The following is a 14,081-nucleotide window of genomic DNA, read 5'->3' on the forward strand; positions in this document are numbered from 1 at the left end:
TAATTAACGAGTAAGCTTCATTTTGTAATCCACGGAAACTTTTCCTCTCGTGATATCACTTAACTTATTTTTGATGAGGCGTTTTTTCACTGGATTCAAATGATCTGTGAATAAAATACCTTCGATATGATCGTATTCATGTTGGATAATGCGAGCTGCTAAGCTTTCGAATACATCCGTTCTTTCTTCGCCTTGCTCAGTCCAATAGTGAATTTTCACGTATTCTGGGCGATAAACTTCGCCGCGAATACCTGGGATTGAAAGACATCCTTCCTCGAATCCCCATTCGTCGCCTGTTTCTTCCAAAATAGTCGGATTCACAAACACTTTCTTAAATCCAATTAATGACTCATCCACATCCTCGTCTTTTTCTCCCTCATTCATGGGACGGCCGTCCACCACAAACAACCGAATGTCCATGCCGATCTGAGGCGCAGCTAAACCAACGCCGCTAGCCGCATACATGGTCTCAAACATATCTTCCGATAATTTGATTAAATCGATGCTCCCTAATTCAATAGGGGATGCGACTTTTCTTAAAACAGGGTCCCCGTAGGGTATAATTGGATAAATCATGTCTATTAGCGCAATGCAAACAACAAATTTAGCAGAATTTATCCTTTGTTTTTCGTAATTTGCAGGGATTTTTAACCTAAGTAAGATTTAATAAAAAGATTATGAATAGAAACTTCTTTAAGGCACATCCTTGGCATGGCGTTCAAATAGGTGACCAAATGCCTGAATTAGTGACCGCGTTTATTGAAATTGTTCCTACGGACACAGTAAAATACGAGATTGACAAGCAAACGGGATATTTAAAGATTGACCGCCCGCAGAAATTCTCGAACATTGTTCCGGCTTTATATGGCTTTTTGCCGCAAACCTATTGTTCTGACGGTATCGCGGAATTAGCGCGTAAGTATTCTGGTAAGGATATTGAAAGAGGGGATGGCGATCCATTGGATATTTTAGTGCTTTCAGAGCGTGCGATTACGCACGGAGATATTTTATGTCAGGCGATTCCGATTGGGGGAATTCGCATGATTGATAAGGGTGAGGCGGATGATAAAATCATTGCGGTGTTAAAGGATGATCCGATTTATGGCAAATGGAAAGACATTGCGGATGCGCCTAAAGATATTGTGGAGCGCTTGAGACATTATTTCTGGACGTACAAAATGTTGCCAGGAGAAACTACCTCAAATGCGGTAGATATTGATGATATTTATGGTCGCGAGGTGGCGTTTGAAGTAATTCGCCAGGCGCGCGAGGATTACCGTAAAAACTTTGGTTAGTAAACCTTAATATAAATAAGCTATGTGGCAATTTGTCAAGTATTCGTTAGCGACTGTTGTAGGACTTTTTCTTTTTGCAATCGTCTCTTTATTGCTTTTGGCTGGTGTAGGTGCCGCCATCGGTAGTTCAGATGAGGTGTATGATTTGAAAGATAACTCCGTTTTAAAACTGGATTTGAATCGCCCGATTGTAGAAAATGCGACGCCGGAGGATAATCCATTTGCGGCACTTACGGATTTGTATTTTGCACCGCCAGAAAATTTGGGATTAATTCAGGTTTTGTCAGCGTTAGAGCGCGCGAAAGTAGATCCTAAAATCAAGGGTATTTATTTAGATGCTAGTTTTCCGATCGCAGGATATGCTCAGCTTTCCGAGATTCGGGAGGCGATTCAGAAGTTCCAAAAGTCTGGCAAATTCGTCTATGCTTATGCGAATTCATATACAGAAAAGGGCTATTACATTTCATCTGTGGCGGATAAGACCTATTTAAATCCAAATGGTTTATTGGATTTTAACGGTATTAGTGTTCAATATACGTTTTACAAGAAAGCGTTAGACAAATTAGAAATAGAACCTTTAGTGTTCCGAGTAGGTACCTATAAGTCAGCGGTTGAGCCATTTATTCGGGAGGACATGAGCGAAGAAAATAAGGCACAGACATCCTCATTCTTACAATCAATTAACACGTATGTGTTTGATAAAATTGCTCGTTCTAAAAATATCCCGGTACGTAAATTAGATCAAATTGCTGATAGTTTACAGGCTTTTGAACCTTCTAATGCAGAGAAATTAGGAATGGTGAAGCAAGGATATTGGGATGAGTTTGAGGCTTTATTAAAGAAAGCCTCTGGCGAGAAAGAGAAAGTGATTTATGTGTCGGTGAATAATTATTTGAAGGCAAAAAATCCGATTGATGAGGTTGAAGGAAAGGATCGAATTGCGGTTTTAGTGGCCGAGGGAGAGATTTCTGGAACGAGAGCTTCAGAGGGAAATATTGGCTCAGATGATTTCGTAAAAGAATTGAAGAAATTACGTGAGAGTAAATCAGTCAAAGCGATCGTGCTTCGCATTGATTCTCCAGGAGGATCTTCTTTAGCGTCTGATATCATGTGGCGCGAGATTGAATTGACTAAGAAGGTAAAACCGATTATCTCGTCTATGTCGAATTATGCAGCTTCTGGCGGCTATTACATGGCAATGGGAACGGATGTGATTGTGGCACAACCTACGACAATTACAGGTTCGATTGGAATCTTTGCGGCCTGGTTTAATGTGGATAATTTCTTGAAAAATACCTTAGGTATCACGCAGGATCACGTGAATACGCATGCAAATTCGAATTTTATGAATTCGGCTGGGGCCTTAACCGATTTCCAAAAGTCAGTTGTCCAAAATTCGGTGAACAAGGGCTATCTGTCGTTTACCACCAAAGCTGCGGCGGGTCGTAAGATGACCCTACAGCGTTTACAATCGTTAGCGGGTGGACGTGTTTGGACGGGTGCACAAGCAAAGCAAGTGGGCTTAGTGGATGAATTAGGTGGTTTGGATAAGGCAATTGAAATTGCGGCTGCTAAGGTGAAATTAAAGCCGGGTACCTATAAGGTGTCGGTCTATCCGAAGGCAAAATCATTCGTAGACGAGTTATTGAATTCAGCGACTTCTGAAACATCGCTTTCAGAGCGTTTGCTAGCTAAAAATATCCCTTGGGCTTCGTCTGTTTTAGAGGTGAACCGTTGGAAAAAGAGAGAAGGCTTCTTAGCAATGATGCCTTATTTAATGGAATTTGAATAGAAATAAAGCTTATATGGTACGTAATAATTGGACTCGTGAAGAGGTAGAAAAAATATACAACCAACCCTTTTTGGATTTGGTCTATCAAGCTGCGACAGTACACCGCGAGAATTTTGATCCGAATGAGGTACAAATCTCGACCTTGCTTTCCATCAAAACGGGTGGTTGCCCAGAGGATTGTTCTTATTGTTCGCAGGCAGCTCGCTACCACACGAACGTGAAAGTGCAAAAATTACTTCCTTACGAGGAGGTTATTCAGGCAGCTAATCGTGCGAAAGATAGCGGAAGTTCTCGCTTCTGCATGGGAGCGGCTTGGCGCGAAGTGCGTGATAACAAGGACTTTGACCGGGTGCTAGACATGGTAAAAGGAGTGAACTCGCTAGGGATGGAAGTTTGCTGTACGTTAGGGATGTTATCTGAAGAGCAAGCGCAGAAATTAAAGGATGCGGGTCTTTATGCCTACAACCACAATATCGATACGAGTGAGGAATATTACGATGATGTTATCTCAACGCGTACCTACGATGATCGTTTAGAGACGCTAGGAAACGTACGTAAAGCAAAATTATCAGTTTGTTCAGGTGGAATCATCGGTATGGGCGAAAGTGCCGGAGATCGCATCGGAATGCTTTTGACGCTAGCGAATTTACCTGAGCACCCTGAATCAGTTCCGGTAAACAATCTAGTTCCAGTAGAGGGAACACCTTTTGAGAATCAAAAGACGGCGTCTGTTTGGGATTTAGTCCGTGTTATCGCCACAGCTAGAATCATGATGCCTAAATCAGCTGTTCGTTTGTCAGCGGGTCGTTTAGAATTGAACTATGAAGGCCAAGCGTTCTGCTTTATGGCAGGTGCGAATTCGATTTTCTCTGGTGATGTCTTATTAACGACGCCTAATCCCGATACGAAATCAGATGCGGAATTATTCCAAATCTTGAGCATCAAGCCGAAGGAAGCCTTCAAAGATGCACGTAAATCAGGGATTGAATTTAATCAGATTCCCAGTGCGCAAGGCTTAGAGCACAAGCACTAGTTTTGCAAACCTAACTGAAGCGCTATTTCGAAAGAGGTAGCGCTTTTTTTATAGGCTTTTCTGCATCCGGTAATGTTGGATTTCTCCGAACAACAGATAGGATTCCGCAACGATCGAATACCCAATCGCCTGGTAAAAGGCTACCGCATTTTCCCTTGCTTCTAATACGATTTCGGTCCAGCCTTTTTGCTTTGCTTTTTCTTCTAAATAAGCCATAATGGCTTTCCCGATTCCCTTGCCCTGAGCTTCGGTAGCTGTTGCGACACAACGCACCTGGCCTTGCTTTTCAGCGGACTCATGCATACGCGCAACTCCCAGAACTTCTTCGTTTTCCACTGCGATGGCATGAATAGCTTTGTCCTCATCTGCCAAAACTTCTGAACCTAAAGGTTGGTTCCAAGGCTCTCTTAATACGCTAAACCGCAAGGCGTAATAGGCTTTCCAGTCAGAGTCGGTTTGGGGGGATTTTATTTCTAGCATGGTTTGTAAAAAAAATGGCGCCACCCGCAGGGTGGCGCCATAAATATACTCGATTTCGATCCTATTTTGCAAAGTTCACGGCGCGCATTTCGCGAATCACCGTTACTTTGATTTGACCAGGATATTGCATCTCTTTCTCGATTTTCTGAGAAATGTCAAATGATAAGTTCGACGCTTTTTCGTCACTTACGTTCTCTGAATCGACCATGATACGAAGCTCACGACCCGCTTGGATCGCATAGCACTTCTGAACACCATCGAATGAGGTAGCTAATGTTTCTAAATCACGAAGACGTTTCATGTACGACTCCATCATCTCGCGACGTGCACCTGGACGTGAACCAGAAATCGCATCACACACCTGAATGATAGGAGAGATCATAGAAGTCATCTCACATTCATCGTGGTGAGCTCCAATCGCATTACATACCTCTGGATGCTCTTTGTATTTCTGAGCCAGTTCCATTCCTAGCAATGCGTGAGGAAGTTCTGGCTCTTCATGCCAAACTTTTCCAATATCATGCAATAGACCTGCACGCTTCGCTAGTTTCGCATTCAATCCTAATTCAGCCGCCATCGTTGCACAAAGCTTCGCGACTTCGCGCGAGTGTTGCAATAGGTTTTGGCCATAAGATGAACGGAAACGCATACGTCCCACCATCTTAATTAATTCTGGGTGTAAGCCGTGAATCCCTAGATCAATTACGGTTTTTTCTCCGATTTCGATGATCTCATCGTCGATGTTCTTACGGGTCTTATTCACAACCTCCTCAATACGAGCTGGGTGGATACGACCATCTTGTACCAAACGGTGCAAAGACAAACGAGCAATCTCACGACGAACTGGATCGAAACCTGAAATAATGATCGCTTCTGGCGTATCATCTACGATGAATTCCACACCTGTTGCCGCTTCAAGCGCACGAATGTTACGACCTTCACGACCAATGATTTTACCCTTGATATCGTCTGATTCAATATTGAAAACAGATACGCAGTTTTCAATCGCATTTTCAGCTGCCGTACGTTGAATTGTTTCAATCACGACTTTCTTCGCTTCTTTCGTAGCTGTTAATTTCGCTTCTTCGATCGCTTGTTTCACTAAAGAACTCGCTTTCGATTCTGCCTCAGCCTTCAAGGCATCCATAATTTGTTGGCGCGCTTCGTCAGCAGAAAGACCTGCAATTTTCTCTAATTGGCTGATCTGGTTCGCCAGCATTGCCTCCGCTTCTTCGCGTTTCTTTTCTACGTCTTCTAGCTTCTTGCGGAAGTTCTCTTCCTTCGCTTGAACGCTTTGTTTCGCGGAATGTAGTTCTTGTTCTGCGGTGCGTTGTTGCTCCGCTTGTTGCGCTAATACGCGCTCTTTTTCGCGTAGTTTTTGCTCGTTTTCTAACAGAATTCCTTTTTTGTTTTGGGACTCTTCTTCGAACTCAGCGCGAAGACGTAGGAAGTTTTCCTTCGCTTCTAGCATACGGTCTTTCTTGATGTTTTCTGCAGTGATTTCTGCATTTTTTAGGATGTCTTCCGCTTTGCGTTGAGCATCCCCTTCGATGTTTTTATTTACCTTTGAGTAGAATACTTTTCCGGCAAATAACCCTCCAGCCGCAGCAATTAGAGGGATAATAAAGGTTAATATCGTGGACATATAGAACGAATGTGTGTTTATACATTAGTCCCCGGAAAAATCGAAAGAAAAGGAAAATTATACTGTGAACTCAGCCGCAAGAGATAACAATTCATTGTTTTCTTCCAAAACGTCGTCCTGGAGTGAATTGTGTTCTGCGTCAAATTTCAAACCACACATGGCTAAATCGAGTGCCACCATCGCCATCACGGCTGCGGGATCTGAACTATTTGTTTCTCGTTCGTAATAACGAACCAGTTTGTTCACTAATGATGCTGCATTTCGTACGTAAGCCTCCTCACTTGGACTAACCTTTAAGGCGATACTTTGTATGCCTACCAGTAGATTACAAGGGATTTTAGGATTCATGGATTGCGTAATTGGTCAATGCAATGATCTATTTTTGTAATATATTCTTCTAACTTTTGTTTCAACTCAGCGGTGGGAACTGCTGTGTTATCTGTACTAGCTACAATTTTAGCGAAATTATCTGATTTTTTAAAGTTTTTCTCCAATTCTTTTAGCCGTCTTTGAGTTTTAACAAGTTCCTCTGATTTCAGGGCTAGCTTTTGCTGGAGATCTTCGAGTTCAGCCTGTTTTTGGACCAATGTGCCTTGAAATTCGTGTAAACGCGCCACCATCCCGCTGATCTTCAGCTTGAGGTTCAGGTATTGCATTTTTAATTCACTTTTCATTTCAGGGCTAAGCTAGGTTTTCCGTTTCTCCAGGAGAATTCTTTGATTAATATAATGGCCAAAATACAAATAAATCCGATGTTCTGACTGATGAATAACGGAATTTGTAAACTGGCTAAGATAGAACCTGACTGAATAGCAATTACTCCTAAACTGATGTATACAATGGCGGCCATCCAGCGGTAGGGTGCTGGGTCGAATTTTTGGCCCCCTACATAACACAATAAAGTCATCACGATGGCTGAAGTTAAGAAAGAATAGGCACAAGCCATATAGCCATAGATGGGGATAAAAATGACATTCCCGATCAGCGTAACGGCTAGACCAGTGACCGTAATGATTGTTCCCATATAGGTTCTATTCGTCTTTTTAAACCAAACAGACTGCGTGTAATACACTCCTAAAAACAAGTTCGCTAACAAAAGAACAGGCACCACTCTAATGCCCTCCCAATAGATGGATTGACGCAAAAATAGTCCCTGAATCCAGAATAAATTTGAACTCACACCTACCCATAAAATCAAGCAAACTATCACAAACCAATGGCTCACGAGTGCTAAATTAGACTGTGAGTTTTCCGCTGATTTAGAGCCTAAGAAGAATGGCTCTGCTGCGTACTTAAAAGCTTGGATCGCTAAACTCATGAACACAGAAAGTTTGTAGCAATTGCCATAAATCCCCAAGGCGTCTTCCGAACTTCTACCCGGATAAAATCCTGCTGGTAAAAACTCCTCCAGTAATAAACGGTCAAACATTAAATTAAACATCGCCGCTAAACTCATGAACATGATGGGGTAGGAGTAGACCCACAATTTCTTCATTTCGGCGCCATCCCAAGTCCATTTGAAATCCGCAAAAGAGGAGCGTAACCAATAAAAGAGACTAGCGTTTGCGAGCAAATTAGCCAGAAAAATATAGCCGGCTCCGATGCTAGGGAAATAGAGATTCTGTAAAAAAGCAGGTCCCCAATGACCTTCATGCATGGGTTTTAACAGAGCCAAAAAGAAGAGATTTAACCCCACATTAATCAGGATGGAAACGATTTTTGCCTTGACAAATAATTGAATTTTACGTTCCAGTCTTAAACGGGCGAAAGGGATCGCCGTCACCGCATCAATGGCTAAAATCAAAGCAAGCCAGCGCATGAATTGACCTTTACCTTCGTATCCGAGTTGCGCCATTAAAGGGTCTGCAAAGACAAATAAACCAAGCGTGAACAAGCCCGATGTTAAGATAATTGCTGTTAAAATGATATTATAATAGCGTTCTGGGGCCTCTTTCGCATAGCGAAAATAAGCCGTTTCCATTCCGTATGTGTAGATGATATTCGCAATGGCCACATACCCGTAGAGTTTCACATTAACGCCCAAGGCAGCCGGCATAAAGGCGGCGGTGTGGATAAAAACCAATAAAAAATTCAGGGAGCGTCCTAGGATTGTACTGAATCCATAGGAAAGTGTTTCGCCAGCTAATTTTTTAAGAATGGACATGCGTAAATGTTCGGTCAATTCTCAAAGTTACAATTTATTGCTTTTGATAGCCGATGATTTGGTAAAAATGCTCAGAATAACTTTCGCTGATCGGAATGTGGTTCTCGCCTATTTTGATTTTTTGGCTGCGAATCGACTCCATTTTGCTGAGTGAAACGATGAACGATTTATGTACTCGAATAAAATCGGTGGACGGTAATTTTTCCTCAATAGATTTCATCGTCATGCGACAAACTACCGGAAATTTTTGGGTTCTTAGGTGGATTTTAATGTAATCTTTCAAGCCCTCGATATAAAGAATATCTTCGAGCATAATCTTCATTAAGGAGTAATCCGCGTGAATGAAAATGAACTCTAATTTAGGAGCTTCGGCAGGTTTATGAAGGAGTTGTTTGCTCTTGTAATAGTCAAGTGCCTTATGGCTAGCCTTTAGGAAACGCTCAAAATTGATTGGTTTTAAGACATAATCGATGACATCTAAATTAAAACCATCTAAGGCATATTGTTGGTAGGCGGTCACGAAAATGACCATGGGTTTAGTGGTTAAACTTTCCAGAAATTGCAATCCAGTCATTCCCGGCATTTGAATGTCTAGGAATAATAAATCAACAGGATTATTCTCTAAGTATTCCACGGCCTCCATCGCGTTTCGGCAGCGTTTCACGAGTTGTAAAAAGGGAACTTTGGAGATATTATCTTCGACTAAGTCCAAAGCTAAACTCTCATCATCTACCGCCATACACTTCAAAATGGTACCCGGGATTTCCACTAGATTTTCTTCTGACATAGCTTAGACGTGTTGAATGGTTAGTGTGATGATAAAATCAGAGCCAGAATCTTTGACTTGCAATTGGTGATTTGTAGGGTATAGCAATTCTAAACGTCTTTTTACATTCGCTAGGCCTATACCCGAACTCTCGTCTTTCGTCTCATTTATCACCGTTCCTTTTTTATTAGCTACTCTAAAATAAAGTTCTGATGAACTGTCTTTTAATTCAATTTCAATCGTCGGATTTTCAATGAATCCCACCCCATGCTTAAAAGCATTTTCAACAAAAGGAATCAATAACATAGGCTCGATATGGCTTGATTTTGGCCCTAATTCGTGTGCAAAGTTAATCTCAATGTCATCTCCAAAGCGAATCTTCTGTAGGTCAATATAGCTTTCTAAATACACTAATTCCTTGCTGATAGGAACGATCGAATCATTCGTCTCGTAAATCATATAGCGCATTAATTCAGACAATTTCACCACCACGGGCTCAACCATTTCCGGTTTTCTGCGTGACAAGGAAACCACGCTATTCAATACATTGAACATGAAATGTGGGCTGATCTGAGAGCGTAAAAAAGAAAGCTCGGATTTCAATCGCTCATTTTCTTGTTCTTTGACCTGCTCATCTTCTTTCATTCGATCCGAAATCAGTCGATAAGAGGTTCCGATGGCTGCATAGAACAATAATTGGAAAATCATTCGCATCAAGGCTCCTCTTCGAGCTCCGCCTCCCGAATGATTTCCAGGGAAGAATTGCGAGTAAGCCCAATGAAACAATTCCTCGTGGATCCAAAGCATAAACACAATGGCGCCGATGAGGGTTAAGAGGTAAATAATGACACCTTTAGCTCTCAATAACTTAGGAAGAAGGATCTCCGTATTTAAATAGAAGAAGGGGATATTGATGACCGTAAAACTGGTCATGTAGAAGATCCAAAAATAGGAACGTCGAATTTCCTCTGGGTTAGTGGAATTCGTATTCGGTCCTAGCAGGATAGGAAGTGCAATCAGGAAAGCCCAAAAAAACAGGTGTAATAACAGATTCCTGAATGTAGACGATTTATTTATCATGGGTTTTATGTTGCTTTTTGTATTCAGCGAATTCAAATTAAGAGAATCTTCCTTATATTTCCAGTATATTTTCTACCACTGTCCTGAATGTGCCGATGAATTGGCTAAATGGTTTTAGGTAGATTTGTCTAAACCTATCTTTTCAAAATGAAAAAATTGCTCTTTTCGTTGCTACTTGCCTCGCCATTAGGTGCTTGGGCTCAGCAATCGATTCCCCTCACAGATTTGTCTGCTTTTGATCAGCCTAGTAAGAACTGGACAATCGAGCAGGCTGTTTTTGCTAAGTATTCGGATACCCTTTTTCAGGTAAGTCCTGGTAGTGGTGTTTTGGTTAATACGTTGAGAGGCGGAAAGTACCATCGTACAGATGATTTGAAGTCCAAAATGCAGCACGGCGACATCCGTTTATTAGTCGACTTTATGTTGCCTAGAGGAATGAATTCAGGCATTTATTTGCAAGGTCGTTACGAGGTACAATTGTACGATTCTTGGGGTAAGAAAACCGTAAAATATGATGACTGCGGTGGTATTTATGAGCGTTGGGATGACGCAAGAGGAAAAGGAAAGGAAGGATATGAGGGCTATGCACCACGCCAAAACGCTAGCAAAGCCCCAGGTTTATGGCAGACTTTAGAAATCGATTTTCAAGCTCCTCGATTCGATGCAAACGGTAAAAAAATTGCCAATGCCATCTTCAAAAAAGTGATCTTGAACGGTTTAGTCGTACAGGAAAATATTGAAGTATCGGGTATGACACGCGGAGCGATTTTCGATAAAGAAGCGCCATTTGGCCCTGTTCTAATCCAAGGCGATCATGGTCCGGTAGCGTTTAGAAACTTGCGTTTTGAGACCTATGAAAAACCAACGGCTTCTCTAGGAGAGGTTTCTTATGACTATTACACGGGTAAATTTACCGACCCAATTGTTCCTACAACAAAGCCAGCTTCTTCAGGTAAATTGCCTGCCTTGACGTACCGCGTTATTCCAGTAAACAATGATTATTTGATTCATTACAAAGCTGAATTGACGATTCCGGAGGATGATAATTACGAGTTTCAAACCTATTGGACAGGTTCTGGTGAATTAAAAATTGACGGAAAGGTGCTTAATCAAGGGGCTCATTGGTTCAATGAGATGGTGCCGGCGTCCACTTTTTTGAAAGCAGGAAAACATCAACTGGAAATTATTCATATCAAGGATTTCCCTTGGGGACCTAAGGCCTTAGGCTTACATGTGAAGCGCATCGGCTCTCGTTTGGTTTCCCTTCACGAAAGAACGTCTTTGTTAGATCCTGATGCGGTAGGTCTTATCGAGGTGAAAGCGAATGCAGAACCTGTGTTGCAGCGTTCATTTGCCTTTCATCAAGGAAAGAAAAAGACGCACGTGATTCACGTAGGTGACCCTGCTGGATTGCATTACAGTTATGACTTAAAACAAGGAGCGATTCTTCAAGTTTGGCGAGGTAAATTCCTAGATGCCACCCAAATGTGGGACAACCGAGGCGAGCCTCAGACTTCAGAGCCTTTGGGTTTAACGGTCATTCAAGACGGGAAATTCCCCTTAGCCTTAGCGCATCAAGCGCAAGCAGATTCAACGGATTTAGTCTATAAAGGATATCGTTTAGAGGCGGGACGTCCCATCTTTATGTACGAATGGACAGCGGCGAAGTTACGTGTAGAAGATCGCATTCAGCCAGCAGGAAATGGGTTAAAGCGTACGCTGACCTTAGTAGGTGCAAGTCCGCAAAAGACCGATGTAGAGGCTGTTTTAGCCACCGGACATCATTTGTCCATCTTACAAAATGGCCTGGCTTCGCAACCAGGTAACTTTATCGAATGGAAAGGGGCCACTGCTGAACTATTGAAAATAGCTTCCGGTGCTCAACAGATTCGTGTGCCATTTTCTGGGGCACAATTCACTTATGACTTGATTTGGTAACGATGAAAAAATATACAGCCTTTGTTTTATTGTTTGCAGTAGCCCTAGGGGCGTTTGCGCAAACAAAACCGGCTCCTAAAAAGGAGCAAGATTATTACGAAATTAAGACACTTCCGATCCCCAAAGAGATCTATCTAGAGGTGGGCGGCTTGGCAACGATGCCGGATGGCCGTTTGGCGGTCAGTACGCGGAGAGGGGAGATTTGGATTGTGGAAAATCCCTACCAAAAAACAAGTCACCAAACCTATTACCGTCGTTTCGCGAGCGGATTGCACGAGGTGTTAGGCTTGGCTTACAAGGATGGCGCATTTTATTGCTCACAACGCGGCGAGTTAACAAAGATTTCGGATACCGATCGCGATGGAGTAGCGGATTTATATGAGCCGATCTATCAATTTGATTTGTCTGGAAACTACCACGAATACACCTATGGCCCTGTGATTGATAAGAACGGAGATATGTGGGTGAGTTTGAATTTAGCGTGGGTAGGTTTTGGCGAGGGGAAGTTTGCCAAATGGCGTGGCTGGTTCGTGAAAATCACCCCAGACGGCAAATTAGAGCCTTTTGCCGGTGGTTTGCGTTCTCCAGCGGGTTACAGTTTTAACGAGGAGGGAGACTTGTTCTACGGCGAAAACCAAGGAGATTGGGTCGGTTCTGGTCGTGTCACGCATTTAGCTAAGGGTGAATTTGCTGGGAATCCAGGCGGTCTTAAATGGGCGAAAGAACCCAATAGCCCCTTGAAACTTAGCTTAGAAGAGATTCAAGATAATGGTTCGCCTATGTTTGAGGCGGCGAAGAAAAATCCTAAGATCAAATTACCAGCTGTTTGGTTTCCTCACGCGATTATGGGGATTTCCACTTCAGACATATTGCAAGACACCACTAAGGGCAAGTTTAGCCCATTTCCCGGCCAGTATTTCGTGGCAGACCAAGGGCAATCCAAGGTAATGCGTATGGGGCTGGAGAAAGTGAATGGGGTGTACCAAGGTTTTGCCATCAACTACCGCGAGGGATTCCAGTCGGGTATTTTGCGCGAACGTTTTGGCTTGGATGGTAGCATGTTCGTAGGTATGACCTCTCGTGGCTGGGGAAGTACTGGGAAAGATGATTTCGGTTTGCAACGATTGTTTTGGAATGGAAATATGCCATTCGAAATCGATATGATCAAAGCGAAGTCAGATGGTTTTGAGTTTAGCTTTACACAGCCAGTGGATGTGAATTCCGTGAAGAAAGCCGCTTCTTATGCGATTCGGTCGTATATATACAAATATCAACACCAGTATGGTAGCCCGATTATCGAATTAAAAGACTTGAAAATCAAAGGGGTGGAAGTGTCAGCAGATCGCAAGAAAGTACGCATTTCCATTGATGGAATTCGCCAGTTCTTTATCCATGAATTCACCTTGAAAGGGGTGTTGAATGAGAAAGGGGAGCCATTATTGCACGAAACGGCTTATTATACCTTGAATGAGATTCCAGCGGGTCCTGCTTTAGTGGCGGCGGCACCTCAAGATCAAATCTTCACGAAGGTGACAGAAATAAGAGTGGTAAAAAATTCGATGGGTTATGAATTAGGGATTGCGGGTCTATTGAAGAAACATACTTGTTCCGCTTGCCACGCGAAAGACAGTAAATTAATAGGACCTGCCTTTACGGAAATCGCCAAACGTAATTATTCGAACCAGAAGATTTTAGAATTAGTATACAAACCTAATCCGCAAAACTGGCCAGACTTTGCTACGGAAATGGCGCCCATGAGTCATGTACCTAAGGCGGACGTTCTAAAGATCGCAGGTTGGATTAATGGTCTGAGAGAAACAGAAGGGCTAAAGAACCGCGACTAAATGAAAAAGCTCTCTGCGATGAACAGAGAGCTTTTTTTATAAGT

General features: G+C 42.5%; 13 protein-coding genes. 5 read left to right on the forward strand and 8 right to left on the reverse strand.

Annotated features, from left to right (window positions below):
- Positions 1 to 3 precede the first annotated feature (3 nt).
- A complete protein-coding gene (def, locus tag G9X62_RS01865) occupies positions 4 to 576 on the reverse strand; it encodes a peptide deformylase (RefSeq protein ID WP_223131120.1) in 573 nt (190 codons plus the stop codon).
- A gap of 101 nt (positions 577 to 677) precedes the next feature.
- Here def and G9X62_RS01870 point away from each other — a divergent pair, with 101 nt between their 5' ends.
- The 3 genes from G9X62_RS01870 to bioB are packed head-to-tail and all read left to right on the forward strand — an operon-like array spanning position 678 to position 4,120.
- Positions 678 to 1,295, forward strand: coding sequence for an inorganic pyrophosphatase (locus tag G9X62_RS01870; protein WP_223131121.1), 618 nt, complete (start codon positions 678 to 680; stop codon positions 1,293 to 1,295).
- Between the two features lie 22 nt (positions 1,296 to 1,317).
- On the forward strand, positions 1,318 to 3,087 hold the full coding sequence (sppA, locus tag G9X62_RS01875) for a signal peptide peptidase SppA (protein WP_223131122.1): 1,770 nt from the start codon (positions 1,318 to 1,320) through the stop codon (positions 3,085 to 3,087).
- 13 nt (positions 3,088 to 3,100) lie between these two features.
- A complete protein-coding gene (gene bioB, locus G9X62_RS01880; protein WP_223131123.1) occupies positions 3,101 to 4,120 on the forward strand; it encodes a biotin synthase BioB in 1,020 nt (339 codons plus the stop codon).
- 48 nt (positions 4,121 to 4,168) lie between these two features.
- Here the strand turns inward: bioB and G9X62_RS01885 are convergent, their stop codons facing one another.
- From G9X62_RS01885 to G9X62_RS01915, 7 genes are all read right to left on the reverse strand, one after another.
- On the reverse strand, positions 4,169 to 4,600 hold the full coding sequence (locus G9X62_RS01885) for a GNAT family N-acetyltransferase (RefSeq protein ID WP_223131124.1): 432 nt from the start codon (positions 4,598 to 4,600) through the stop codon (positions 4,169 to 4,171).
- A 61-nt stretch (positions 4,601 to 4,661) separates the two neighbouring features.
- Positions 4,662 to 6,245 carry a ribonuclease Y gene (gene rny, locus G9X62_RS01890; RefSeq protein ID WP_223131125.1) on the reverse strand — a complete coding sequence of 528 codons (1,584 nt, stop codon included), beginning with the start codon at positions 6,243 to 6,245 and terminating at the stop codon, positions 4,662 to 4,664.
- Positions 6,246 to 6,302: 57 nt separating this feature from the next.
- A complete protein-coding gene (locus G9X62_RS01895; RefSeq protein WP_223131126.1) occupies positions 6,303 to 6,593 on the reverse strand; it encodes a cell division protein ZapA in 291 nt (96 codons plus the stop codon).
- Positions 6,590 to 6,919, reverse strand: a complete 330-nt coding sequence (locus G9X62_RS01900; protein WP_223131127.1) for a hypothetical protein — start codon at positions 6,917 to 6,919, stop codon at positions 6,590 to 6,592. The genes G9X62_RS01895 and G9X62_RS01900 overlap by 4 nt, the downstream gene beginning before the upstream one ends.
- Positions 6,916 to 8,409: a lipopolysaccharide biosynthesis protein gene (locus G9X62_RS01905; protein ID WP_223131128.1), complete on the reverse strand. Its 1,494-nt coding sequence runs from the start codon at positions 8,407 to 8,409 to the stop codon at positions 6,916 to 6,918. Before G9X62_RS01905 ends, G9X62_RS01900 begins: the two co-directional genes overlap by 4 nt.
- Before the next feature lie 34 nt (positions 8,410 to 8,443).
- Positions 8,444 to 9,196: a LytR/AlgR family response regulator transcription factor gene (locus G9X62_RS01910; protein ID WP_223131129.1), complete on the reverse strand. Its 753-nt coding sequence runs from the start codon at positions 9,194 to 9,196 to the stop codon at positions 8,444 to 8,446.
- Between the two features lie 3 nt (positions 9,197 to 9,199).
- Entirely contained in the window at positions 9,200 to 10,255 is a 1,056-nt protein-coding gene (locus tag G9X62_RS01915; protein ID WP_223131130.1) for a sensor histidine kinase, read from the reverse strand.
- Between the two features lie 147 nt (positions 10,256 to 10,402).
- On the opposite strand from G9X62_RS01915, the gene G9X62_RS01920 reads away from it, so the two are divergent.
- Together G9X62_RS01920 and G9X62_RS01925 are read left to right on the forward strand one after the other, a co-directional pair.
- Positions 10,403 to 12,193 carry a family 16 glycoside hydrolase gene (locus G9X62_RS01920; RefSeq protein WP_223131131.1) on the forward strand — a complete coding sequence of 597 codons (1,791 nt, stop codon included), beginning with the start codon at positions 10,403 to 10,405 and terminating at the stop codon, positions 12,191 to 12,193.
- A gap of 2 nt (positions 12,194 to 12,195) precedes the next feature.
- Positions 12,196 to 14,037, forward strand: a complete 1,842-nt coding sequence (locus G9X62_RS01925) for a hypothetical protein (RefSeq protein ID WP_223131132.1) — start codon at positions 12,196 to 12,198, stop codon at positions 14,035 to 14,037.
- Positions 14,038 to 14,081: the final 44 nt, after the last annotated feature.

The sequence above is a fragment of the Aquirufa lenticrescens genome, assembly GCF_019916085.1.
GTDB classification, from domain to species: domain Bacteria; phylum Bacteroidota; class Bacteroidia; order Cytophagales; family Spirosomataceae; genus Aquirufa; species Aquirufa lenticrescens.

Bases quoted from the DNA above. Each gene is read 5' to 3' on its own strand.
- def (WP_223131120.1), bottom strand. From the start codon at position 576: ATGATTTATCCAATTATACCCTACGGGGACCCTGTTTTAAGAAAAGTC.
- G9X62_RS01870 (WP_223131121.1), top strand. From the start codon at position 678: ATGAATAGAAACTTCTTTAAGGCACATCCTTGGCATGGCGTTCAAATA.
- sppA (WP_223131122.1), top strand. From the start codon at position 1,318: ATGTGGCAATTTGTCAAGTATTCGTTAGCGACTGTTGTAGGACTTTTT.
- bioB (WP_223131123.1), top strand. From the start codon at position 3,101: ATGGTACGTAATAATTGGACTCGTGAAGAGGTAGAAAAAATATACAAC.
- G9X62_RS01885 (WP_223131124.1), bottom strand. From the start codon at position 4,600: ATGCTAGAAATAAAATCCCCCCAAACCGACTCTGACTGGAAAGCCTAT.
- rny (WP_223131125.1), bottom strand. From the start codon at position 6,245: ATGTCCACGATATTAACCTTTATTATCCCTCTAATTGCTGCGGCTGGA.
- G9X62_RS01895 (WP_223131126.1), bottom strand. From the start codon at position 6,593: ATGAATCCTAAAATCCCTTGTAATCTACTGGTAGGCATACAAAGTATC.
- G9X62_RS01900 (WP_223131127.1), bottom strand. From the start codon at position 6,919: ATGAAAAGTGAATTAAAAATGCAATACCTGAACCTCAAGCTGAAGATC.
- G9X62_RS01905 (WP_223131128.1), bottom strand. From the start codon at position 8,409: ATGTCCATTCTTAAAAAATTAGCTGGCGAAACACTTTCCTATGGATTC.
- G9X62_RS01910 (WP_223131129.1), bottom strand. From the start codon at position 9,196: ATGTCAGAAGAAAATCTAGTGGAAATCCCGGGTACCATTTTGAAGTGT.
- G9X62_RS01915 (WP_223131130.1), bottom strand. From the start codon at position 10,255: ATGATAAATAAATCGTCTACATTCAGGAATCTGTTATTACACCTGTTT.
- G9X62_RS01920 (WP_223131131.1), top strand. From the start codon at position 10,403: ATGAAAAAATTGCTCTTTTCGTTGCTACTTGCCTCGCCATTAGGTGCT.
- G9X62_RS01925 (WP_223131132.1), top strand. From the start codon at position 12,196: ATGAAAAAATATACAGCCTTTGTTTTATTGTTTGCAGTAGCCCTAGGG.